We start from the raw sequence: 24,173 nt of genomic DNA on the forward strand, positions 1-24,173 counted from the left end.
GTAGCTTATTTATACTCTTATAGTCTTAAATAAAATATTATAAAAAAAGCTATATCAATAAATTTTGATATAGCTTTTAATTAATAATTATATTCTGCTAACCTTTTTGATTTTCTAAGTTTTATAGTAAACTTAGTTCCTTCATTTAAAATAGACTTTACATATATCTCACCATTAAACATCTTTACTATATGCTTAACTATTGCAAGTCCTAGCCCAGTTCCCCCTTTAGCTCTAGACTTATCAACCCTATAAAACCGTTCAAATATTCTTGGTAAATCTTCCTTAGGAATTCCTATTCCATTATCTTCAACTGTAATAAAATAATAGTCACCTTTTTCATATGAATTAATATTTATTATTGTTTTTGAACTAGAATATTTTATTCCATTTTCAACTAGGTTTAACATCATTTGAAAGAATTTGTCTTTATCGCCTATAAGTATTCCAGATTTACTACCTTCATAATTTATGATTACTTCCTTTTTACTAACATTAGTTGTAAACATATTAATTACATCTTCAATAATCTCACTAGGAGTAAATTCCTCTTCTATCATCTTATTGCTATTTTCTATATTTGATAAAATTAAAATATCATTAATTAAACTAGTCAGTCTTTCAGCTTCTTTATCTATTATGTCTAAGAACTTTTCCCTAGTACTAGCATCATCTACATATTTTAAAGTTTCTGCAAAACCCTTTATAGATGTTAGTGGAGTCTTTAACTCATGAGATACATTTGCAACAAATTGACTCCTTATATTTTCTAATCTTTTTATATCTGTAATATCTAATACAGTAACAACTATCCCCATAGGCATTTTTCTATAATTAATTATAGGTGCCTTCTTTATTCTAAGTTCCCTTTCAATAGGATGCATAAGTTTAATCTCTTTAGTTTCAATTTCATGGATACTTTTAATAAAACTAATTAAATCATAATCTATTATATGCTCCGAAATATTTTCTCCTATAATATTCCCATCGATTCCAAAAAGATTTTTAGCATAGGGATTAATTAAAATAACTTTCTTATTATTGTCTACTGCAATTACTCCACTTTCCATACTTTCTAATATGGCTTCAAGCTTATTTTGCTTGTCTAAAGAATCACTTATTTTAGACTGTAATTGATCTGCCATATTGTTAAAAGTATTTGCTAGTGAACCAATTTCGTCATTAGTATAAATATTTACTCTTCTACTATAATCTCCATTAGCAATCTTATTAGTAACAGATTTTAACTCCTTCAACGGATAAATTACTGCTCTAATTAACTTTAATGAAAGTCCAATGGATAAAAATAACACAAGTAAAATAACAATTAAATAATAGATAGTATAATTTTTAGCAAAAAATTCAATAGTATTTAAAGGCACTGAAGATCTTATAACTAAATTATCATTAACCTTAGTCGCATAATATACTACATTAACGCCTTGGGTATTACTATGTCTAGTTGTTGATGCTTCTCCTAGTGTAAAAGCATTTGTTATTTCTTCTCTATCTAAATGATTTTCTAAAGTCTCATTTTCTGTATCTTTAATTACTTTTCCATTCTTATCTACAAAAGTAAATCTAACCTTTGAACTATTAATAGTAAAATCCTTTAAGAAATCACTATTTAAACTATCAGTTTTAATTAAGATATCATTATAATTTTTTAAAGTTTCTTTAGTTACTTCTATTCCCTTTATATTTACTAAGGCAATAAATGAGCAGGTTACTATAACTAATGCAAAAATAACAGTAATTAAAGAAGAAAAAAGTATTCTCTTCTTCATAATTTAATTATAATTAGGATTAAACCTATATCCTACTCCCCTTATAGTTTCTATAAATCTTGGATTCTTATCATCTACTTCTATTTTCTTTCGTAAATATCTTATATGAACATCTACAGTTCTTGTTTCGCCAACATATTCGTATCCCCATATTTTATCTAATAAAGTTTCCCTAGTTAATATTTTACCTCTGTTTTTAACTAGAATCTCTAAAAGTTCAAATTCCTTTAATGTCAAATCTATTTTATTATCTAAGATAATTACTTCTCTTCTATCAAAGTTAATGTATATCTCATTAGTCTTAAATAATTCTTCATTTCCAGCTGAAGATTTTGTTCTTCTTAAAATTGCTTTTATTCTAGCTAAAAGTTCTCTAATAGAAAATGGTTTTGTTATATAGTCATCTGCACCTAGTTCAAGTCCTAAGATTTTATCTAACTCCTCACCCTTTGCAGTTAACATAATTATTGAAATATCTTTAGTGTCAGAGTCACTTCTTACAGCCTTACAAACATCAAAGCCATCTAATCCTGGAAGCATTAAATCTAATAAAACTAAACTTGGTCTTTCCTTTTTTATTATGCTAACTGCATCTAACCCGTTATTTGCAGTTAACACGGTATACCCTGAATTAATTAGATTATAGCTTATTAACTCTACAATATGATCTTCATCATCTACTACTAATATTTTTTCTTGCATCACTAAACCTCCCTATTTAATAAAAGCAAATGAAAATAATCTTCCATATGTCCCAACAGATTTTCTATAAGAAAATAATTTTAATTCTTCTTCACAATGAGTACAAAGATTTAAAGAATATATATTATCCTCTTTTATACCAAACTCTCTAATATCTTTTAATATACATTCTTCTAAACTTAGATTTCTATCTTTAAATAGAATATCTTCATTTATCTTAGTCTTATCTATAAATTTTTCTTTAAGTTCCTCTGATATTTCATAACAACATTGTCTAATATGTGGTCCAATAAATATCTTTGTATTACTTTTATCTATATTAAATTCATTTTCCATCTTTTCTAATGTTCTAGAAACTATTGAATTATAAGTTCCTTTCCATCCACTATGAATAGCAGCAATCACCTTGTTTTTTTCATCAACTATAATAATTGGAACGCAATCTGCAGTAAATACGCCTATAGCACATTTTTTGTCGCTAGTAATTAATGCATCCCCTTCTTGATCAATAATACTTCCAAGTTCACTTTTATAAATTAGCACCTCATCACTGTGAATTTGATTTAAGTATTCTATATTATTTATCTTAAAATCTTTAACAATGCTATTTAGATTATCTATACCATAGTCCTTGTGCCTATTAAAGCTTCTATCATTTTCTGCCGTTGAAAAAGCTACCGTTACCCCATCTAAATTTATTGTTAGAAAGTCTAACATCCTTTTAAAATCTTTAGCATACAAGATTTTCATTGATTCACCTCATTAATATATTTTTATTAATTTTACCATTATTATGGACTTTTTGCTATTTAATTTAAATTTTAATATCATTTTTAACTTACTTTTAACTTAAATTTAATTAAAATAAAAAGCCATTTCTTTATATAAAACTCATAGAAAATTAAAAAGAATATGAAAAAGGACTGCTAAAACGATCCTTAAATCATTATAAACAGTCCTATTTTTTATGAACTAAACTTTTTATTTCTTCTAAAAATGTATTAATATCTTTAAATTCCCTATATACAGATGCAAATCTTACATAAGATATCTCATCAATATCCTTAAGTCTATCCATTACCATTTCTCCGATATCCTTAGAATTTACTTCTGTTATCATCTTATTACTTATAGTTTTTTCTATATCCTCTGCGATGGACTCAATTTGCATTCTAGAAATAGGTCTTTTTTGACACGCTCTGATTAATCCATTAATGATCTTTTCTTTGTTAAAATTCTCTCTTGTAGAATCTCTTTTAACAACCAATATTGGAATATCTTCTACCTTTTCATATGTAGTATATCTTTTACTGCATTTCAAGCATTCTCTACGCCTTCTTATTGTAGTATTATCATCTGTGGATCTCGAATCAACTACCTTACTTTCCTCAAAGGAACAAAATGGACACCTCATTTAATTCACGCCTTTCCTAACTTATCTAGTACACTATAAATTATACATATTTTCCTTATTATTTGCTAGGATTTTTTACTTCTTAAGGCCATCAACATCACTACTATCCACTAATACAACTTCCATTCCTGCTTTTTTCACTTTATCCCAAGGAATTTCTATATCTTCTTCCTTGCCAAACCACCCTTTTGCCATTCCAGGTAGTAATATTGATACTATTCTACTTTCTTTTATATCTATAACAAAATCCTTAATAAATCCAATTTTAGATCCTGTTTTAATATCTATTACTTCCATTGTTCTAAGAGCATTTAAAGAATGTAGTGCGATATCATTTTCTTCTAATATTTCTTCATTCTCAATTTCATTGTTATCAAAAAAACCCATAAAAATCCCCCTTTTCATAATAGCATGTACATATTTCTTTCTTTTTTAGAGCTCTATAAAAGAGCTCTAAACATATTTTCTCATATGCTTTAATGCAGTTTTTTCTAATCTTGACACTTGAGCTTGTGAAATTCCAATTTCATCAGCTACTTCCATTTGAGTTCTTCCATTAAAAAATCTTAAAGTTAAAATAAGCTTTTCTCTATCATTAAGCTTTTTCATGGCTTCTTTTATAGATATATTTTCAAGCCAACTTTCATCTGTGTTTTTAGAATCACTTATTTGATCCATTACATATATTGCATCTCCACCATCATGATAAATAGGCTCAAATAAAGAAACTGGATCTTGTATAGCATCTAATGCAAATACTACTTCTTCTCGCGGCAAATTCAGTTCTTTAGCAATTTGAGATACAGTAGGCTCTTTATTATTATCTTTAACTAACTTATCTCTTACGAGTAAAGCCTTATATGCTATATCTCTTAATGATCTACTTACCCTAATAGAGTTATTATCTCTTAAATAGCGTCTTATTTCTCCTATAATCATAGGAACTGCATAGGTAGAAAATTTTACATTTTGACTTAAATCAAAATTGTCAATTGCTTTCATTAAACCAATACATCCAACTTGAAATAAATCATCAACATTTTCACCTCTATTATTAAATCTTTGAATTACACTTAAAACCAATCTTAAATTCCCTTTTATAAAGGATTCTCTTGCACTTTTATCTCCATCCCTCATTTTCAAAAGTAGCTCTCTTTTTTCTTTTTCTTTTAATACAGGTAACTTGGATGTGTTTACTCCACATATTTCTACCTTATTAATAATCAAGCTAATCAACTCCTTTAGAAGTAATATCATACTGCATTAAAGAGTATCCCCGATAGTAATATCTTTTATACCCAAGACAACCTTAAATCATTTTATTGATTTCTTTCTTTAATCTATTAATTATTTTCTTTTCTAGTCTAGAAATATAAGATTGTGATATACCAAGCATATCAGCAACTTCCTTTTGTGTCTTTTCCCTAGTTCCATTTAAACCAAATCTTAGTCTTACTATTTCTTTTTCTCTATCATTCAAATTTTTAAGAGCTAAAAATAAAAGTTCCCTATCAACTTCGTCTTCTATTAAGTTATATACAGTATCATTTTCTGTTCCTAATATATCTGATAATAAAAGTTCATTACCATCCCAATCTATATTTAAAGGTTCATAAAAAGATATTTCTGCCTTCACTTTACTATTTCTTCTTAAATACATTAGTATTTCATTTTCTATACATCTAGAAGCATATGTTGCGAGTTTTATTTTTTTCTCAGGATTAAATGTGTTAACTGCCTTAATCAATCCTATAGTTCCAACAGAAATTAAGTCTTCTACACCTACACCTGTATTTTCAAACTTTCTTGCAATATATACAACAAGTCTTAAATTTCTTTCTATTAATATATCTCTTATTGATTCGTCTCCATGAATTAACTTTTCTACTAATTCCTCTTCTTCCTCTTTTTTTAAAGGTGGTGGAAGAGCCTCACTTCCTCCAACATAAAAAACTTCTTCTTTGAATATCCCTAGTTTCACTAATATCTTATTTAATAATATTTTTAAACTCATCATACCTTTAAATTACTCCTCTTGATAATAATGCATTAAACTCATTTTCTTTACTTAATTTATTCTTACATCTACAAATAATAACATCTACAACCTTCCATTCCATATCTGCTCCTCTAATTCTTACATCATTAATTTTAAATCCCTTAAGATTCCCTTCTTCACCTATAGTCCTAAATGGAATTGTAAATTCTTCGTTACTCTTAACATTAAATTCTTCTAAAAAATCTTTTTCAACTATAATACAAGGTAAGTTAGTAACAGGTTCTCTAAGAGCATTTCCTGTATCTAATAATCCTTTTATAAATATAGTTTTTTCAGCACTACTCACTTCAATATCATAAATAAAACTACTTACCTTCGCTCTATCTTTAATATAATCTGCAACTTTTATAGAAACTATATAGAAGCACATTAGGGCAAGTATTAAATATTTTAGTGAGTAATTACTAATACTGTATGAATTAAAAACACTATAATAATTCTCTAAGAAGGAAAAAGAAAATGTTAATCCGCATAATATAAAAGATGATATTATGAAAGTTAATAAAGACTTTATAGTCTTTAAGAAATTAATGCTTTTCATACTAATTATTATCATTAATATAGCTACTATCATTTTAAATGGTATTGAGACTAGAATTTTATTATCATAGAATAATACCAATGTATATAATGAGCCAATAACAGCCGCTAAATAAATAGTCTTATAATACTTATATCTAAGCACCTTAAATGTTATTAATAGCAAAAATAAATTCACTATAAAATTTTCAATTAAAAGTATATCTATGTAGACAATCATCTCTCCCCCTCCTTTAATATAAATTATAAACTGTTGAGTTATAAAATTTTGTCATAATAAATCAATGTATTCTTTATTTTCATCTATCATTTATTACATATAATTACACTTATTTGATTAAAGCAATAAAATATAACAAATATAGATTTTAATTATTAATATGTTCCAAAATAAAAAAAAGACCAAGAAATAAATTCTTGGTCTCAAATACATTCTTATTTTCTTGATCTTAAGAAACTAGGTATATTTACGCTATCAGTCTCAAAATCTAAAAGAGGATCAACTTTTTTTACATTCTCTTTTGGAGCTTCAACTACTTTTTCCTTAGTCTCTTTTACAACTTTTTTATCGAATATCGGTTCACGATTTATAAGTTTTTCATTATCATCTTCAAATCCAGTTGCAATAACTGTAATTCTTATTTCATCATTTAAAGTTTCATCAATAACTGCACCAAATATTATGTTTGCATCAGGATCTGCTGATTCTCTTACTATATCTGCTGCTTCATATACTTCTATAGCACCTAAGTCTACTCCACCTGTAAAGTTAATAATAACTCCAGTTGCGCCATCAATAGATGTTTCTAAAAGAGGTGATGAAATAGCTTGCTTAACTGCGTCATGAGCTTTATTATCACCAGTACCATGTCCAACTCCCATATGAGCTAAACCTTTATTTAACATAACAGTTTCTATGTCAGCAAAGTCTGCGTTAACTACCCCTGGTATAGTGATAAGGTCAGAAATAGCTTGTACACCTTGTCTTAATACGTCATCAGCTAATCTAAATGAATCTAAAAGAGTTGTTTTCTTATCAGCCATACTTAATAGTCTTTCATTAGGAATTATAACTAATGTATCTACTGCCTTCATAAGATTTTCAATTCCCATTTCCGCATGTCTCATTCTTCTCTTTCCTTCAAATGGGAATGGTTTTGTTACTACTCCTACTGTTAATATGTTCATTGCCTTAGCGATTTCTGCAACTATAGGTGCTGCACCAGTACCAGTTCCGCCACCCATACCAGCAGTAATAAATACCATATTGGCACCTTTTATAGCTTCTGCTATTTCTTCTCTGCTTTCTTCTGCTGCTTTTTTACCTATTTCAGGGTTAGCTCCTGCACCTAAACCTTTTGTTAATTTTTCTCCAATTTGAATTTTAACATTAGCATGTGATAACATTAAAGCTTGTTTATCTGTATTAACAGCTATAAACTCTACATTCTTTAACCCTTCTGCAATCATTCTATTAACGGCATTTCCACCGCCGCCTCCACAACCAACAACTTTAATATTGGTTAATTCTTGCATATCTACTTCGAAATCTAACAAAATAACTCCTCCTTTAGAAAATATCTACTAGTAATTTTCTACTTTGTTTCTCTCCATAATATAATTCTTAAATATTGTTATAATTTAATTTTACAACATACTATACATACTTAACAATAGTTTAGCTATGTAAACCTTAGAAATTTGTAATATAAAGATAGTATGTGTAGTTTTTTCACCTATAAAATTATAATTCCAACTTATCATTATTTTAATAAAAAATTTATCAAAAACGAATTACATAATAATTCCTTAATTTTTTTTATTAAATTTAATGAAATTCAATTATAATTTTATCATTTAAATTCAAATAACTCAACCTTTTCCTAGACATAATCTACATTTTAATAAAATCTTATGTATTTTATAATCATAATTATAATTAAGATATATAAGTATATTCAACGTAAATTCAAAATTTCCTTTTAACTATTTCGATTTTATAAAAAACAGAGCAAACTCTGTTTTTTATAAAATCATTATTCTTTTAATAGTTTCTTTATCAACTGAATATGTTAAAGCAGTCTCTTCATCGATAATACCTTTTTTATATAACTCTGCTAAAGCCATATCCATAGTTTTCATACCATATTTTCCACCTGTTTGAATTGCAGATTCAATTTGATGCGTTTTACCTTCTCTAACTAGGTTTTGAATACCTGGTGTTGTAGTCATAACTTCCAAAGCTGCAACTCTACCCGCTTTATAAGCAATAGGAACTAACTGTTGAGATATAACTCCTTGAAGAACAGCAGCTAATTGAACTCTAATTTGCTGTTGTTGATGAGGTGGAAATACGTCAATTATTCTATCTATGGTTTTGGCAGCACCTATTGTATGTAGTGTGGAGAATACCAAATGACCAGTTTCAGCTGCTGTAATTGCAATTGAAATAGTTTCTAAATCTCTCATCTCCCCTACAAGTATAACATCCGGATCTTCTCTTAATATTGCCTTTAATGCACTTTGATAGCTTGAACTATCTTTACCAATTTCCCTTTGATTGATTATACATTTATTATGCTTATGCAAATATTCTATCGGATCTTCTAAAGTAATAATATGAGCCTCCCTAGTATTGTTAATTTCATTTATCATTGCTGCTAAAGTTGTACTTTTACCACTACCCGTTGGCCCTGTAACTAAAACTAGTCCTCTTTGTTTTTGAACTATATCTTTTATTACCTTTGGATGCTTTAACTCATCTAAAGTTGGTATTTTTAATGCAATTACTCTAATAGCTATTGCATCACTATTTCTTTGTTTAAATACATTTACTCTGAATCTACCAGTTCCTGCTACAGAATATGAAGTATCGAATTCTCCTATATTAGTATATTTATCAAAATTCTCTTGTAATATTTCCTGCGCATATTCCTTTAGATCATCTGGAAGTAATCTTTCTTCTCCAAGCCTTATTAATTTACCGTTTAATCTTATAGTTGGAGGTAATCCAACAGTTAAATGTAAATCTGAAGCTCCTCTATTTATCGTTTCCTTTAACAATTCATTTAACACATACACCACATTTACCTCCTAGGTCATTGCTATAATTTAAATAATTCGATAAAATTCCCAAGTTTCCTTTTTATTTCTATCATATTATTTAAAATATTCTTATCTTTAGTAGTTTTTTACTTACTTGATAGTTCTTTTTTAAGTTTTTTTAGCGCTTTTTTTTCTATCCTAGAGACATAAGATCTAGATATACCTAAAAGTGCTGCTATTTCTCTTTGAGTTCGGCACATACCATCAATAAGTCCATATCTCATTTTCAATATAGAACCTTCTCTTTCTGTAAGTGATGCACCTATCTTTTTATAAAGCTGCCTTATCTGTAAATTACTTTCAACTTTTTCTAATACCGAGTCCCTCTCACTGCTTAATACATCAATAAGACAGATTTCATTACCTTCTTTATCAACCCCTATTGGATCTTGAAGATAGACTTCATTTTTTTGTTTTTTATTATTTCTAAAAAGCATAAGTATTTCATTTTCGATACATCTTGAAGCATATGTTGCAAGTCTCGTTCCCTTACCTGCGTCAAAAGAATCTATTGCTTTAATTAATCCAACTGTACCAATAGATATTAATTCATCTATATCCTTATTTGGGAAATTATATTTTTTCACAATATGAGCAACTAATCTCAAATTTCTCTCAATCAATATACTTTTAGCCTCTTTATCCCCTTCTTTAAATAGCTTTAAATAACGCTCCTCTTCCTCTTCATCAAGAGGCTTTGGAAATGTATTGTTGCCTGTAATATATCCTGTTAAAAAAACTGAATTACAAAGCAATTCTAAAATATTAGATAAAAAAAACACAGAACTTCCTCCTAGTAGTGCTTATTATATAATATGATGAAAATTTAAAATATTGCGTTAGAATTTTAAATTTATTATTACATAAAACTACTAGTTATTTTATGACTAACCTTTTGTAAGTTCTGTTACAATATCTCTAAAAATAGGAGCACCAGTATTTCCTCCTCCAAGTTCTCTTCCATCTGGATGCTTCTCCCCTATATTGGGTGCTATTACTACTAGAGTATAATATTTATTGTTCATTTCAAAATATCCTGCAAACCATCCATGATTTGTTCCACCACTACCAGTTGATGTTCCTGTTTTTCCACCTATGTTAACACCTTCAACCTTAGCTTCAAACCCAGATCCCTGCCATATTACTTTAGCCATAGTGTCCTGTGTTAATTTAGCTGCGGTTTCACTAAATATTCTAGTTTCTTTACTCTTAAACTCTTTAACAATATTGTTATTATCATCAACAATTGACTCGATGATTGTTGGTTTATTATATATTCCATCATTTACAACAGTGTTATATAATCCAGCCATTTGAAGAGGTGTTACCATAACCGTTTGACCTATAGCTATATTGTTCATACTATTTTCTAATGTAGGCTTTACCCCTGAAGCTTCATTTCTGTTATCACCCTTTAAATTTAAAACAGGCTTAAACAATCCCATATTACCTATATAATCTATCATGTCACTGTATCCTATTTTATTGCCAACTTTAGCAAAAACATCATTACATGATACCTTTAGTGCATCTTCAATAGATAGCCATCCATGACTGTATGGTTTCCCATCCTTCATACATATTTCTCCAGAACAAAGAAATGTATCTGTTGAACTTACAAGACCTTTGTCTAATGCAATTGCTTCTGTTATAACTTTAAAAATTGATCCCGGTTCATATCCTAATTGACCTATCCCTAAATTTACACTTGCTTGACTTTCATCCTTTTGAACCATAGCTCTAATCTTACCAGTATTTGCTTCAGTTAATACAACTCCGATATTCTTCAAAAATTCATAGTCTTTTTTGTTTAATATTTCTCTTATTTTATCTTCAATATCTGAATCTATAGTTAATTGAATATTATTATTATTTTCTAAAACCTCTTCACCTTCACCATAGATAGCCTTATCATCTAAATAAAACTTTGATGCTGGATAAGAATTATCTTTTAAATATTCATTTAAATCTTTTTCTAAAGATCCCTCTACTACATTATCATTATTAATATTAGATAAAAAATTATTAGTTTTCCAAGCTTCTTTTGCATCTACTTCATCATAAATATAAGTATATATACCCTTAATATTTTTAAGTTTATTAACCTTATTGAATGTCTCTTCGCTAATATTATAATATATCTTTCCATCTTCCTTCATAATATCTGAATAATTAAAATCAGCATCTTCAGACTTCATTATGAAATTAAGCGCCATTAAATCTTCTAAAGTTTCTTCATAATTATTAAGCATAAATGGTTTAGTATCTAAAACTAATATATATTTTTTATTGTATTTAGTTAAATCTTTTCCATTCGCATCTAAAACTTTATATCTGTTTTGTGCAGTGTTCTCATATTGATAGTTCTCTATATCTCCTGAAACTATTTTAGAAGGATGTATCAAGAGAAAATACAATCTTATTACTAAAATCACACTTATTATCGAAAAAAACCCACTCACTAAAAATATTCTTTTCTTATGGATTTTATTATTTTTTTTAAACAAAAAAACACCTCCCTAGGCTTAATTCTAGCCTTGGAAGGTATTGTTTATTCATTATTTTAAAATATCTTTTATTTTAGTTACAAGTATATCAATAGCAACTTTATTTTGTCCGCCTTCTGGAACTATAATATCTGCATATCTTTTAGTCGGTTCAGTAAACTGTAAGTGCATAGGTCTTACTACTTCTAAATATTGAGTTACAACTGAGTCTACAGTTCTTCCTCTTTCGTTTATATCTCTAACTAATCTTCTCAATATCCTAATATCAGCATCTGTATCAACATATACTTTAATATCTAATAGATCTCTAAGTCTTTCATCTTCTAAAACTAATATTCCTTCAACTATTATTATACGTCTCGGATATACTTTAATAGTTTCTTTAGCTCTATTATGACATGAGAAATCATATATTGGCTTATCTATTGCCTCGCCCTTCATTAAAGCTTCTAAATGGCTTATTAACAAATCATTATCAAAGGCTCTTGGATGATCATAGTTAGTTTTAACTCTCTCTTCCATAGATAGATGGCTTTGATCTTTATAATACATATCTTGCTGAATCATAGCTATACATTCAGTTGAAAAACTAGAATATATAGCATCTGCAATACTACTTTTACCTGATCCTGTTCCACCAGTTATTCCAATTAGTATTGGCTTTTCCATTATAGTTCCTCCTTCTTATGTTTAAAGCTCTAAAACTCTTTTTCCTTTAACTAACATATCATTTTCCTTAAGCTCAGTATCTACTTTAACTTTGAACATCATATGTGCTCTGTTTGCTACATTTGTTGGCTTATTCTTTTCCATATCAAACATTTCATTTAATTTAACATTAAAGTATGGAGTATGTGCTCTTAGAACCTCTACTTCATCTCCTTCAAATACTCTATTTTTTTGAAGAATTGTAGCTTCTTTAGTTTCTTTATCATAGCTCTTTACTACTCCAACTATATCATAATCTCTTACATATGAAGATCCATCGTAGTTTTGCTCACCAGTCTTTCCAAAGAAGAAACCTGTGTGATATTGTCTATGACTAATCTTAAGAAGTGTTTCAAGCCATTCTTCCTTAAACTTATATCCTTCTGGATTTTCAAAGTAAGCATCTATCGCTGCTCTATATGCTTTAACTACTGACGCAACATAAAATTCACTCTTCATTCTTCCTTCAATTTTAAAAGAATGAACTCCACTTTTTATAAGTTCTGGAATATGATTAATCATACATAAGTCTTTAGAATTCATAATGTAAGTTCCATCATCATCTTCAACTACTGGATAATATTCATTAGGTCTAGTTTCTTCTACTAAATAATATTTATATCTACATGCATTTGAACATATACCCTTATTAGCATCTCTTCCTAACATATAGTTAGAAATTAAGCATCTTCCTGAATATGCAATGCACATTGATCCATGAATGAATACTTCAAGTTCACATTCTTCAGGTATATTTTCTTTAATAACATTTATTTCATTAAAAGTTAATTCTCTAGCTAAAACTACTCTCTTAGCACCTTGTTCATGCCAGAACTTAGTAGCCATCCAGTTTGTAACATTAGCTTGAGTGCTTAAATGTATTTCTAAATCTGGAGCTGCAGTTCTTGCTGCCATAATTATTGAAGGGTCAGCAACTATAATTGCATCTACTCCTAAATCATAAAGACCTTTTATATACTCTTCTACTCCTGTTAAATCATGATTTCTTGGGAATACATTCATAGTAACATATAATTTTTTCCCTCTATCATGACAATATTTAATTCCTTCAGCCATTTCATCATTAGTAAAATTGTCTGAAAAGGCTCTTAAATTTAATCTTCCTCCACCTATATAAACGGCATCTGCACCGAAATCTATAGCTATTTTTAATTTTTCTAGGCTCCCTGCTGGTGCTAAAATCTCTGGTTTTTTCATTATCCTTACCTCCTTTTAGTCACTGCAATTCCATCCCCCATTGGTATTACAGAAGTTATTAAATTTTCATCCTTAGAAACTAAATCTAAGTATTGTCTCATTCTTTTTACTATAGTTATTTTTCTCCTCTTAACTAAATCATTAGATGCTACCATTCCCCTAAATAATACATTATCGGCAACTATAATTCCATCTTCCTTTAGAAGTCTTAAACAATGAGGTAAAAAGTGATTATAATGACCTTTACCTGCATCCATAAAAATCAAATCATAAGGTTCTTCCAAGCTTTCTAACACTTCAAGACAATCTCCTGCTTTAATTTCTATTTTGTCTTCTAAATCGTATTTTTTAAAGTTTTCACTAGCATATTTTATCATATTTTCATCACGTTCAATAGTAGTAATACTTGCCTTATAACCAGATGCTTCGTACATTAATATAGCTGAATAGCCTATTGCAGTACCAAGTTCTAATATTCTCAAAGGTTTCTTCATACTAACTATGAACTCTAAAAATTTAGCAGTTTCTTTTTGAGCTATAGGAACTTTATGCTCCTTTGCAAAATCCTCTAATTCTTTATATTGATTAGTAGACTCTGGTATTAAGCTCCTTATATAATCTTCCATATAATCATGGGTAATTCCGCTCATGGTATCCTCCAAAATATTAAGTAATTATATTAGTAACCAAGCTCCTCTTGCTTTCTTAAAAAATCCTTATCATCATTTGTAAAATAGTGACTATTATCATTCATTAACACATAAAATAGATAATCTGTACTATCAGGTTTTAATGTAGCTTTAATTGACTCTACTCCTGGGTTAGAAATTGGCCCAACAGGTAATCCATAATTTTTATAAGTATTATAAGGTGAATCTACTTCTAAGTGATCATAAGTGACTGTATTAACATGTTCTCCAAGAGCATAAATTACAGTTGCATCTATTTGAAGCTTCATATCAATGTTTAACCTGTTAATAATTACTGAAGCAATAGTAGGTCTTTCATTATCTAACCTTGCTTCTTTTTCTATCATTGAAGCAATAGTAACTACTGTTTCTATATCTTCATTCTTTACAGTTACATTTGTTGATTTGGTTGCTTCATCTAGTACTTCTTCAAACCTCTTAATCATCTTATCAATTATTGTTTTAGGCGTTTCACCGATTTCTATTATATATGTATCAGGAAATAAATATCCTTCTAAGTTGTATCTTTTTTCTTCATTAGATTTTACATAAGACGGTAATGGGTATTCTTTTATACCTAAAATAAAGTCATCCTTACTACAAATACCTTCTTCTTCTAGCTTATTAGCTATATCATCTATAGTATATCCTTCAGGAATAGTAAATTTAACTTTATTTAAAGAAGATTCAGTATTTAATGAATCAATAATATCAGTAACTGAAGAATCTTTAGATAACAGGTATTCCCCTGGTTTAATATCTATACTCTTACCTGAAAACTTAACATATAGTTTTATAATTGGAACACCCTTAAGTTTTTTATCTTCCTCTAGCCTATTTATAATACTATAAAAATTATCCCCTTCTTCAACTCTTACTACAACGTCTTCATTTCCCTTTAAAGGACTATTAATTACAGAAACAAAAGATACTAATATAAGTAAAAACAATAGTATTATCATAATAGATATAGTTTTTTTGCTTAAAGTTCTCATAAAAACCCCCTACATAGAAAGTAAATAGCCTAATTTAGGCTATTTACCCTATTATAATACTTTTCTTTTTGATAATAAAGATTTTTATTATTTTTTACTTCTACTTGAAATTCTTCTTCTTTCAGCAGAATCTAAAATTCTCTTTCTCATTCTAATATTTTCTGGCGTTACTTCTACTAATTCGTCTGCATTTATAAATTCAAGACATTGTTCTAATGACATTTGTCTTGGTGGTGTAAGCTTTACTGCATCATCTGAACCTGAGGCTCTAGTATTAGTAAGCTTTTTACCCTTACAAACGTTAATATCTATATCTTCTGCTCTTGAACATTCTCCAACTATCATACCTTGGTAAACAGGGATTCCTGCCCCTATAAATAACGTTCCTCTTTCTTGAGCATTGAATAGACCGTAAGTTATAGCATCTCCATCTTCAAATGAACAAATAGATCCTCTACTTCTTCCTGGAAGTTCTCCTTTATAGCTATCATAGCTATGGAATACGTGGTTCATTATACCATTACCTTTAGTATCAGTCATAAACTCATTTCTAAATCCAATTAATCCTCTTGCAGGAATAATGAATTCAAGTCTTGTATATCCATTAACAGCAGAAGTCATATTTACCATTTCAGCTTTTCTTGGTCCAAGTTTTTCCATAACAGGTCCCATGAATTCTTCCGGAACATCTATTGTTAAGTATTCCATAGGCTCAAGCTTCTTGCCATTTTCTTCTTTTAATATAACATTCGCCTTTGAAACTTGGAATTCATAGCCTTCTCTTCTCATAGTTTCTATTAATATAGATAAATGAAGTTCTCCTCTTCCTGAAACTTCAAAACACTCTGGTGATATTTCATTTACTCTTAAACTTACATTAGTTTCAAGTTCCTTTAATAATCTATCTCTTAAATGTCTTGATGTTACAAATTCTCCTTCTCTACCTGCAAATGGAGAATCATTAACCATAAAGTTCATGCTTAATGTTGGTTCGTCGATTTCAACGAATGGTAATGCTTCAGGATTTAAAGCATCAGCTATAGTTTCCCCAATATTACAATCTGGAATACCACTTAACGCAATAATATCTCCTAATGAAGCTTCTTGTACATCTTCTCTATTTAACCCGTTATATGTAAATATACTAGATACTTTATAATTTGAAGTACTTCCATCTTGTCTTACTAAAGCAACTTGTTGATTCTTTTTAACTTTTCCTCTATGAATCTTTCCAATTGCAATTCTTCCTACATACTCGTTAGTATCTAATGTAGTAATAAGCATTTGGAATGGTCCATCTAATTCTCCCTTTGGAGCTTCAACATTTTCTATAATAGTTTCAAATAATGGTACCATATCATTATTTGTATCTTCTACATTATGTCTTGCAAATCCTTCTCTAGCTGAAGCATAGATTATTGGGAAATCTAATTGTTCATCATCAGCACCAAGCTCTATAAATAATTCGAACACTTCATCAATTACATCTTCTGGTCTTGCATTTGGTTTATCTATCTTATTTATAACAACTATAGGTTTAAGACCTAATTCTAAAGCCTTCTTTAATACGAACTTTGTTTGTGGCATTGGTCCTTCATAAGAGTCAACTACTAATAGTACTGAATCAACCATCTTAAGAACACGTTCAACTTCTCCACCAAAATCAGCATGTCCTGGAGTATCTACAACATTTATTTTAACTCCATTGTACATTAGTGCTGTATTCTTTGAAAGAATAGTAATTCCTCTTTCTTTTTCTAAATCATTAGAGTCCATAACTCTCTCTTCAACTTTTTCATTTGATCTAAAAATATGACTTCCTTTTAATAACGCATCAACTAATGTAGTTTTACCATGGTCAACGTGAGCTATTATAGCAATATTTCTAATATCATCTCTACTACTTAAATTCATTAAATTTCCTCCAATAAGGTTTTTTTATCAATGTAAACCTATAAATTATTTTTTCCAAAATAAAATTGGATACCTAGGCATCCAATTTTCTAATGATTTATTTAAACTATATTTATTCTAAGATTATTATAAAGAAATGTCAACCTTAAAGATTATATTTCCATTATAATTGGTAATATCATTGGCTTTCTCTTTGTCTTTTCATATAAATACACTCTAAGATCATCTCTTACTTTAGACTTTAAGCTAGCCCAATCTGTAATGTTGTTTTCTTCACAACTTCTTAATGTTTCCTTAACTATTTCCTTAGCTTCATCCATCAATCCTTCTGATTCTCTTACATAAACAAAGCCTCTTGAAATAATATCTGGTCCTGCAATAATTGAGTTATTTTCTTTTGATAGAGTTACAACTACTGTTAATATACCATCTTGAGATAAATGTTTTCTATCTCTTAATACTATATTTCCAACATCTCCAACTCCTAATCCATCAACGAATACCTGTCCAGAAGTTACTGTTCCATTTTTTCTGATGCTGTTTCTATTAACTTCAATTACTCCACCATTTTCAGGTATTACAATATTTTCTTGTGGCATGCCTAAAGATATTGCAAGCTCACCATGTTGTTTTAAATGTCTATATTCTCCGTGAACTGGAATAAAGAACTTTGGTTTAACTAAACATTGCATTAGCTTTAACTCTTCTTGGCAAGCATGGCCAGAAACATGAATTTCTGCTAGTGATTTGTATATTACTTCTGCACCCTTTTGGAATAATCTATTAATTACCTTAGAAACTGTTTTTTCGTTTCCAGGAATAGGTGTAGCAGAAATAATTACAGTATCTCCTTCTACAATATTTACCTTTCTGTGTTCAGAGTTTGCCATTCTTGCAAGTGCAGACATTGGCTCACCTTGGCTACCTGTAGTTATTATAACAATTTGATCGTTATTATATTTATTAATTTGGTCAATACCAACTAATATATCTTTTTCAAACTCTAAATATCCAAGTTCTGCAGCTACAGCAACTATATTTTCCATACTTCTTCCTGATACTGCTACTTTTCTTCCATACATGCTAGCAGCATCAATAATTTGCTGTATTCTATGAACATTTGATGCAAATGTTGCAACAATTATTCTTCCCTTTGCCTTACCAAAAAGTCTTGCAAAGCTTTCTCCTACAACTCTTTCAGATAATGTATATCCCGGCTTTTCAACATTAGTTGAGTCAGCCAGCATAGCTAATACACCTCTCTTACCTATTTCTGCAAATCTAGCGAAATCCATTGGTTCTCCATCAATAGGTGTATAATCTATTTTAAAATCACCTGTGTGTAGTACTACTCCTAATGGAGTGTGAATTGCTATTGCAACTGAATCTGCTATTGAATGGTTTGTTTTTATAAATTCTACAGATACTGAATTTAATTTTATTACATCTCTTGGTTTAACTCTAACAAGCTCAGTTGAACTTAAAAGTCCATGTTCCTTAAGCTTTGTCTCAACTATTCCAAGAGTAAGTTTTGTTCCATACACAGGTACATTTAACTGCCTTAATACATAAGGTAGTGCCCCTATATGGTCCTCATGACCGTGAGTTAAAAATATTCCTCTAATCTTATCTCTATTTTTTAATAAATAACTTATATCTGGTATAACTAAATCTATACCGAACATATCTTCATCTGGGAATTTAAGTCCACAATCTATAACTATTATGTCATCTTTATATTCTATTGCAGTTATATTCTTGCCTATTTCATTAATCCCACCTAAAGGAATAATTCTAACCTTTGCCTTCTCGTTTTTCAATATGTCCCCTCCTTCTTCTATAATATGTATTTCAAAGGTTGCCTACAAACAAGGCCACCTTTTCATCCTACTTCTTTTCTTCTAATTCCATTTTACTTTGACACTTTCTACAAACGCCAAAGAATTTAACACTATGATCTAAGATCTTAAACCCATAAGATCTTTCAACCTCTTCTTCTAATTCATCTAAAAGATCATCTTGTACTTCTATGACACATTTACACTCATTACATACTAAATGATGGTGTCTATGACCTTCATCTTTACGAACTAGTTCATACCTACTACAACCATCATCTAAATCAAGCTTACATATAACTCCTAACTCTTCTAATAGAATTATAGTTCTATATACTGTTGCTAAACCTATTTCTGGGCAGCTTTTTTTAACCTCATCATATATTTCCTCTGCAGTTAAATGTTCGCCTTCCTTTTCAATAATAGTATCTACTATCGCTCTTCTTTGAGGCGTTAATTTATATCCTTTTTGCTTTAAGTCTTCCTTTAAAACATTAAAGTCTATACTATTTGAATGTTCCACAGTCAACACCCCTTTCTTAATTTATTTTTTCCCTTACTATTCTTCTTCTGAAAAAATAGTATCATATGCTTCTTGCACTGCAGCAAGTTCAACTTCATCATCTATAGGTATTAGTAAATCATCACCATCTTCATCTACTCCTACCTTTAAGGCAAAAATGTCATCTTCAGTGTAGTTATCATCATAAACTATAACGTACTCACTTTTTTCTTCTGTATCAGGATTAACCATATCAAAAAAAGCTACTACGTTTAATTTCACTAAGTTTCCATCTTCGTCATATAATTCTAATTGCTTTAAATCTTTATCCATAAAAATAAACTCCTTCTTTATAATTGTAATTTTTACCTTTAAACTTGTCAATAATAATTTTCAATTGAAATTCAAAAATCATTTATTACTTAGTCTATCTAAATAGCCTTGAAGTATGTAAGTAGCTGCTATTTTATCTACTATCTTCTTTCTCTTACCTCTTGATAAATCAGCTTCTAACATAGCCCTATGGGCCGCTACTGTAGTTAATCTTTCATCCCACATCTCAATATTAACTCCAGTAAATTCTTTTATAAGTTCTGCAAATTCTTGTACCTTCTCACCTGCTTCACCTATAGTACCGTTCATATTTTTAGGAAGTCCAATTACTATTGTCTCTACAGAATATTCATTACAAATCTTTTTTATGTCCTCAAGATCCTTTTCCTTCTTGCTTCTTCTGATAGTAGTAATTCCTTGTGCAGTCCATCCTAATGGATCACTTATTGCAACCCCAATTGTTTTCGAGCCGATATCTAATCCTAATATTCTCATTTTATCTCCTTAAAATATTAAAGAGTGCCCGAATTAACGGGCACTCTTTATTTTATTTCTAAATAAGATTTTATAACTTCCTCAAGAATTTCATCTCTTTCAAGTTTTCTTAGTAAAGCTCTTGCTCCGTTGTAGCTTGTGATGTAAGAAGGGTCCCCTGAAATAAGATATCCAACCAGTTGGTTTACTGGATTATAACCTTTCTCCTGTAACGCATTGTAAACATCTGTTAGTATGGATTTAGTTAAATCTCCTTTGTTGATGTTTAAGTTAAACTGCATTGTTTGGTCTAAGTTATTATTCATACAATCGCTGCTAAATGCAGCTCCACCTCCTTACTTATATTTAGTTAATAGTTTCCTAGTTATAGTATTTCACATATTTTTAATTCTATACAAGGTTTTTAAATTAATTATATTATACCTTATAAAAGTTTAAAAGTACACTATTTTACTAAATTATCTACTACTTCGTATGCTTTTTCTACTGCAGCTTTGATATTTTCAGGATTCTTACCACCAGCTTGAGCCATATCTGGTCTTCCTCCACCACCGCCTCCAACTATAGAAGCTACTTCTTTAATTATCTTACCGCAATGAATTCCCTTATCTAATACATCTTTAGTAGACATAGCTATTAAATTTACCTTACCACCTACATTACTAAATAATATAACTACACCACTTGATAGTTTATTTCTAACCTTATCTCCAAGGTCTCTTAAGGCATTTCCATCTATACCTTCAACTCCATAAGAAGCTACTTTAACGCCTTTAATTTCTTTTACTGAAGCTAAGATTTCATCTTCTACTCCAGATGCTAATTTGCCCTTAAGTTCAGTAATTTCTTTTTCTTTTTCCTTAATTTCAGCTCCTTGAGATGCAATCTTTTTCACTACATCTTTTTCACTACATTTTAATGCATTACAAGCTTCTTTTAATAGTTTTTGCTTATCTTCCATATATTTTATAGCATTAATTCCAGTAACGGCTTCAATTCTTCTTACACCAGCTGCAACACCTGCTTCAGAAATTATTTTAAATAAACCAATTTCTCCAGAATTATGAACATGAGTACCACCACATAACTCTTTTGAGAATTCTCCAACACTTACAACTCTAACCTTATCCCCATACTTATCATCAAATAATGCCATAGCTCCTGATTCCTTAGCTTCATCTAAAGTCATTAAATCAGTATCAACATTAAATACTTCCATTATTTTTATGTTAACTAAATCTTCCAATTTTTGAATTTCTTCTTCAGTTAAAGCTTTAAAGTGAGCAAAGTCAAATCTTAATCTTTCATCATCTACATAAGAACCAGCTTGATTTACATGTTTTCCTACAACTTGCTTTAATGCTTCATGTAACATATGAGTTGCAGTATGATTCTTAGCTATATAACTTCTTCTTAATAAATCTATCTTAAGGGTAGCTTCATCATTTACTTTTATAGTCCCATTAGTAACCTTCACATAATGAACAGTTTTTCCACCAACATTTTTCTTAGTGTCATAAACAAAAGCTTCTCCAGTAGAAGTTTTTATAACTCCTTTATCACCTACTTGACCACCCATTTCTGCATAGAATGGAGTTTTTTCAGTAATAATATAACCTTTTTCACCCTCTGATAATTCTGAAACAAAATCATTATCATTAGCTAAAATTGCTATAGTTGATTCAACTTTAATATTAGAATATCCAACAAATTCAGTATTTATAGAAGCATCTATTTTATTTATTGGGCTTTCATCACTTCCCATATAAGAAGATTCACCTCTAGCACTTCTAGCTCTTTGTCTTTGCTCTTCCATTTCCTTTTTAAAAGCTTCATGATCTACTTTCAATCCCTTTTCTTCTAAAATTTCTTCAGTTAATTCTATCGGGAATCCATAAGTATCATATAATTTAAATGCCTTTTCACCCTTTAATATCTCTTCCTTTGAAGCTTCCATTTCTTCAATATAGTCATTTAAGATAATCATTCCTGAATCAATAGTTTCATTAAATCTTTCTTCTTCTAAAGAAACTATCTTTTCAATATATTCTTTGTTTTCTTTTAATGCTGGATATGCATCACCGTAGTTTTCAACAACAGATTCTACTATCTCAGTTAAGAATAAGCCCTTAATTCCAAGCAATCTTCCATGTCTAGCAGCTCTTCTTAAAAGTCTTCTAAGAACATATCCTCTTCCTTCATTACTTGGTTGAACTCCATCTGAAATAAGCATAGTTACAGACTTAACGTGGTCTGTAATTATTCTAAGGGAAACATCCTTTGAAGAGTTTTCTCCATACTTAACATTAGAAAGTTTAGCTACTTTATTTAGAATATTTTTTACTGTATCTATTTCAAATATATTATCTACACCTTGCATAATTGTAGCTATTCTTTCAAGACCCATTCCTGTGTCTATATTAGGATTTGCAAGCTTATTGTAATTTCCTTCATCATCTTTATCAAATTGAGTAAACACTAGGTTCCAGAATTCTACTACTCTATCTTCATCACTAGCTTTTACGAAGTCATCAACACTTGTAATAACTCCTTCACCTCTATCAAAGTGAATTTCAGTACAAGGTCCACATGGGCCAACCCCTATTTCCCAGAAGTTATCTTCTTTTCCTAATCTAAAAATTCTATTTGGATCAACATCTGTTTTTTTGCACCAAATATCAAAAGCTTCATCATCTTCTAAGTAAATAGTAACATATAATTTATCCTTAGGAATTTGCAGTGTTTCAGTAATAAACTCCCAAGCCCAAGGAATAATTTCTTCTTTAAAATAATCTCCAAAAGAGAAGTTACCAAGCATTTCAAAGAAAGTACCATGTCTTGAAGTCTTTCCTACATTTTCAATATCGCCAGTTCTAATACACTTTTGACATGTAGTAATTCTCTTTCTTGGTGGCTCTTGAAGTCCAGTGAAATATGGCTTAAGCGGAGCCATACCTGCATTTATTAATAATAATGATTTATCATTTTTTGGAACTAGAGGAAAACTCTCCAATCTTAAATGATCTTTGCTTTCAAAAAATTTTAAATAAGCTTCTCTAAGCTCATTAGTTCCTATGAATTTCATATTCTTACCTCCATTTTGTCTACTTTAATATATAAAAGGTGAGTTTAATTCCCAAAGAATAAAAAAAAGTTTCCACCCCTAAAAAAAGGGACGAAAACATAAATTCCGCGGTACCACCCTAATTATGCAAAATTTGCATCACTTAGTTAAGATAGCTCCAAGATAGCTTCAATACATTATGTAAGAAGTTTTCAGCACCCACTTCCTCTCTGAATACATAGATTATATTTACTCATTCTCTTCACAGCTACATATTAAATTTTCTTATTTTCAATGAAATTA

General features: G+C 29.4%; 23 protein-coding genes and 1 other annotated feature. All 23 genes read right to left on the reverse strand.

What is annotated here, in order from left to right; translation table 11 throughout:
- Positions 1 to 80 precede the first annotated feature (80 nt).
- The 23 genes from GPX08_RS02050 to alaS all read right to left on the reverse strand — a co-directional run bounded on the left by GPX08_RS02050 (position 81) and on the right by alaS (position 23,891).
- Complete coding sequence (locus GPX08_RS02050; RefSeq protein WP_156624919.1) at positions 81 to 1,787, reverse strand: HAMP domain-containing protein; 1,707 nt, start codon at positions 1,785 to 1,787, stop codon at positions 81 to 83.
- Positions 1,788 to 1,790: 3 nt separating this feature from the next.
- Positions 1,791 to 2,492: a response regulator gene (locus tag GPX08_RS02055; RefSeq protein WP_156624922.1), complete on the reverse strand. Its 702-nt coding sequence runs from the start codon at positions 2,490 to 2,492 to the stop codon at positions 1,791 to 1,793.
- A 9-nt stretch (positions 2,493 to 2,501) separates the two neighbouring features.
- Positions 2,502 to 3,239: a peptidoglycan editing factor PgeF gene (gene pgeF / locus GPX08_RS02060; protein ID WP_156624925.1), complete on the reverse strand. Its 738-nt coding sequence runs from the start codon at positions 3,237 to 3,239 to the stop codon at positions 2,502 to 2,504.
- A 208-nt stretch (positions 3,240 to 3,447) separates the two neighbouring features.
- Positions 3,448 to 3,903 (reverse strand): transcriptional repressor NrdR, encoded by a 456-nt coding sequence (gene nrdR, locus GPX08_RS02065; protein ID WP_156624926.1) that lies wholly within the window; start codon positions 3,901 to 3,903, stop codon positions 3,448 to 3,450.
- Between the two features lie 75 nt (positions 3,904 to 3,978).
- On the reverse strand, positions 3,979 to 4,290 hold the full coding sequence (locus GPX08_RS02070; RefSeq protein ID WP_156624929.1) for a YlmC/YmxH family sporulation protein: 312 nt from the start codon (positions 4,288 to 4,290) through the stop codon (positions 3,979 to 3,981).
- A gap of 66 nt (positions 4,291 to 4,356) precedes the next feature.
- Positions 4,357 to 5,130 carry an RNA polymerase sporulation sigma factor SigG gene (gene sigG, locus GPX08_RS02075; protein WP_156624932.1) on the reverse strand — a complete coding sequence of 258 codons (774 nt, stop codon included), beginning with the start codon at positions 5,128 to 5,130 and terminating at the stop codon, positions 4,357 to 4,359.
- An 82-nt stretch (positions 5,131 to 5,212) separates the two neighbouring features.
- Positions 5,213 to 5,920 (reverse strand): RNA polymerase sporulation sigma factor SigE, encoded by a 708-nt coding sequence (gene sigE / locus GPX08_RS02080; RefSeq protein WP_156624935.1) that lies wholly within the window; start codon positions 5,918 to 5,920, stop codon positions 5,213 to 5,215.
- Between the two features lie 4 nt (positions 5,921 to 5,924).
- Positions 5,925 to 6,722, reverse strand: a complete 798-nt coding sequence (locus GPX08_RS02085) for a peptidase U4 (protein ID WP_156624936.1) — start codon at positions 6,720 to 6,722, stop codon at positions 5,925 to 5,927.
- 215 nt (positions 6,723 to 6,937) lie between these two features.
- Entirely contained in the window at positions 6,938 to 8,059 is a 1,122-nt protein-coding gene (gene ftsZ, locus GPX08_RS02090; protein WP_156624939.1) for a cell division protein FtsZ, read from the reverse strand.
- Between the two features lie 468 nt (positions 8,060 to 8,527).
- Positions 8,528 to 9,583: a PilT/PilU family type 4a pilus ATPase gene (locus GPX08_RS02095; RefSeq protein ID WP_156625013.1), complete on the reverse strand. Its 1,056-nt coding sequence runs from the start codon at positions 9,581 to 9,583 to the stop codon at positions 8,528 to 8,530.
- A gap of 110 nt (positions 9,584 to 9,693) precedes the next feature.
- Positions 9,694 to 10,389, reverse strand: coding sequence for an RNA polymerase sporulation sigma factor SigK (gene sigK / locus GPX08_RS02100; RefSeq protein ID WP_156624942.1), 696 nt, complete (start codon positions 10,387 to 10,389; stop codon positions 9,694 to 9,696).
- A gap of 105 nt (positions 10,390 to 10,494) precedes the next feature.
- On the reverse strand, positions 10,495 to 12,114 hold the full coding sequence (locus tag GPX08_RS02105; RefSeq protein WP_156624945.1) for a penicillin-binding protein 2: 1,620 nt from the start codon (positions 12,112 to 12,114) through the stop codon (positions 10,495 to 10,497).
- 51 nt (positions 12,115 to 12,165) lie between these two features.
- Positions 12,166 to 12,783: a uridine kinase gene (locus GPX08_RS02110; RefSeq protein ID WP_156624948.1), complete on the reverse strand. Its 618-nt coding sequence runs from the start codon at positions 12,781 to 12,783 to the stop codon at positions 12,166 to 12,168.
- Between the two features lie 21 nt (positions 12,784 to 12,804).
- A complete protein-coding gene (locus GPX08_RS02115; protein WP_156624951.1) occupies positions 12,805 to 14,040 on the reverse strand; it encodes a U32 family peptidase in 1,236 nt (411 codons plus the stop codon).
- A 5-nt stretch (positions 14,041 to 14,045) separates the two neighbouring features.
- Positions 14,046 to 14,690: a methyltransferase domain-containing protein gene (locus GPX08_RS02120; RefSeq protein WP_156624953.1), complete on the reverse strand. Its 645-nt coding sequence runs from the start codon at positions 14,688 to 14,690 to the stop codon at positions 14,046 to 14,048.
- A 29-nt stretch (positions 14,691 to 14,719) separates the two neighbouring features.
- Positions 14,720 to 15,724: an endolytic transglycosylase MltG gene (mltG, locus tag GPX08_RS02125; protein WP_156624955.1), complete on the reverse strand. Its 1,005-nt coding sequence runs from the start codon at positions 15,722 to 15,724 to the stop codon at positions 14,720 to 14,722.
- A gap of 87 nt (positions 15,725 to 15,811) precedes the next feature.
- Complete coding sequence (typA, locus tag GPX08_RS02130) at positions 15,812 to 17,638, reverse strand: translational GTPase TypA (RefSeq protein ID WP_156624957.1); 1,827 nt, start codon at positions 17,636 to 17,638, stop codon at positions 15,812 to 15,814.
- Positions 17,639 to 17,790: 152 nt separating this feature from the next.
- Positions 17,791 to 19,458: an RNase J family beta-CASP ribonuclease gene (locus GPX08_RS02135; protein ID WP_156624958.1), complete on the reverse strand. Its 1,668-nt coding sequence runs from the start codon at positions 19,456 to 19,458 to the stop codon at positions 17,791 to 17,793.
- 67 nt (positions 19,459 to 19,525) lie between these two features.
- Entirely contained in the window at positions 19,526 to 19,999 is a 474-nt protein-coding gene (locus tag GPX08_RS02140) for a transcriptional repressor (RefSeq protein WP_156624961.1), read from the reverse strand.
- 36 nt (positions 20,000 to 20,035) lie between these two features.
- A complete protein-coding gene (locus GPX08_RS02145; protein WP_156624963.1) occupies positions 20,036 to 20,311 on the reverse strand; it encodes a DUF1292 domain-containing protein in 276 nt (91 codons plus the stop codon).
- 78 nt (positions 20,312 to 20,389) lie between these two features.
- Positions 20,390 to 20,806, reverse strand: a complete 417-nt coding sequence (gene ruvX, locus GPX08_RS02150; RefSeq protein WP_156624965.1) for a Holliday junction resolvase RuvX — start codon at positions 20,804 to 20,806, stop codon at positions 20,390 to 20,392.
- 47 nt (positions 20,807 to 20,853) lie between these two features.
- Positions 20,854 to 21,111, reverse strand: a complete 258-nt coding sequence (locus tag GPX08_RS02155) for an IreB family regulatory phosphoprotein (RefSeq protein ID WP_156624968.1) — start codon at positions 21,109 to 21,111, stop codon at positions 20,854 to 20,856.
- Between the two features lie 140 nt (positions 21,112 to 21,251).
- Complete coding sequence (gene alaS, locus GPX08_RS02160) at positions 21,252 to 23,891, reverse strand: alanine--tRNA ligase (protein ID WP_156624970.1); 2,640 nt, start codon at positions 23,889 to 23,891, stop codon at positions 21,252 to 21,254.
- An 83-nt stretch (positions 23,892 to 23,974) separates the two neighbouring features.
- Positions 23,975 to 24,145: a binding site (T-box leader), on the reverse strand.
- Positions 24,146 to 24,173 lie beyond the last annotated feature (28 nt).

Origin of the sequence: Clostridium tertium, from assembly GCF_902652255.1 — a bacterium.
In the GTDB taxonomy this organism is placed as follows: Bacteria; Bacillota; Clostridia; order Clostridiales; family Clostridiaceae; genus Clostridium; species Clostridium tertium_A.

Bases quoted from the DNA above. Each gene is read 5' to 3' on its own strand.
- GPX08_RS02050 (WP_156624919.1), bottom strand. From the start codon at position 1,787: ATGAAGAAGAGAATACTTTTTTCTTCTTTAATTACTGTTATTTTTGCA.
- pgeF (WP_156624925.1), bottom strand. From the start codon at position 3,239: ATGAAAATCTTGTATGCTAAAGATTTTAAAAGGATGTTAGACTTTCTA.
- nrdR (WP_156624926.1), bottom strand. From the start codon at position 3,903: ATGAGGTGTCCATTTTGTTCCTTTGAGGAAAGTAAGGTAGTTGATTCG.
- GPX08_RS02070 (WP_156624929.1), bottom strand. From the start codon at position 4,290: ATGGGTTTTTTTGATAACAATGAAATTGAGAATGAAGAAATATTAGAA.
- sigE (WP_156624935.1), bottom strand. From the start codon at position 5,920: ATGATGAGTTTAAAAATATTATTAAATAAGATATTAGTGAAACTAGGG.
- GPX08_RS02085 (WP_156624936.1), bottom strand. From the start codon at position 6,722: ATGATTGTCTACATAGATATACTTTTAATTGAAAATTTTATAGTGAAT.
- GPX08_RS02110 (WP_156624948.1), bottom strand. From the start codon at position 12,783: ATGGAAAAGCCAATACTAATTGGAATAACTGGTGGAACAGGATCAGGT.
- GPX08_RS02115 (WP_156624951.1), bottom strand. From the start codon at position 14,040: ATGAAAAAACCAGAGATTTTAGCACCAGCAGGGAGCCTAGAAAAATTA.
- GPX08_RS02120 (WP_156624953.1), bottom strand. From the start codon at position 14,690: ATGAGCGGAATTACCCATGATTATATGGAAGATTATATAAGGAGCTTA.
- mltG (WP_156624955.1), bottom strand. From the start codon at position 15,724: ATGAGAACTTTAAGCAAAAAAACTATATCTATTATGATAATACTATTG.
- typA (WP_156624957.1), bottom strand. From the start codon at position 17,638: ATGAATTTAAGTAGTAGAGATGATATTAGAAATATTGCTATAATAGCT.
- GPX08_RS02145 (WP_156624963.1), bottom strand. From the start codon at position 20,311: ATGGATAAAGATTTAAAGCAATTAGAATTATATGACGAAGATGGAAAC.
- ruvX (WP_156624965.1), bottom strand. From the start codon at position 20,806: ATGAGAATATTAGGATTAGATATCGGCTCGAAAACAATTGGGGTTGCA.
- GPX08_RS02155 (WP_156624968.1), bottom strand. From the start codon at position 21,111: ATGAATAATAACTTAGACCAAACAATGCAGTTTAACTTAAACATCAAC.
- alaS (WP_156624970.1), bottom strand. From the start codon at position 23,891: ATGAAATTCATAGGAACTAATGAGCTTAGAGAAGCTTATTTAAAATTT.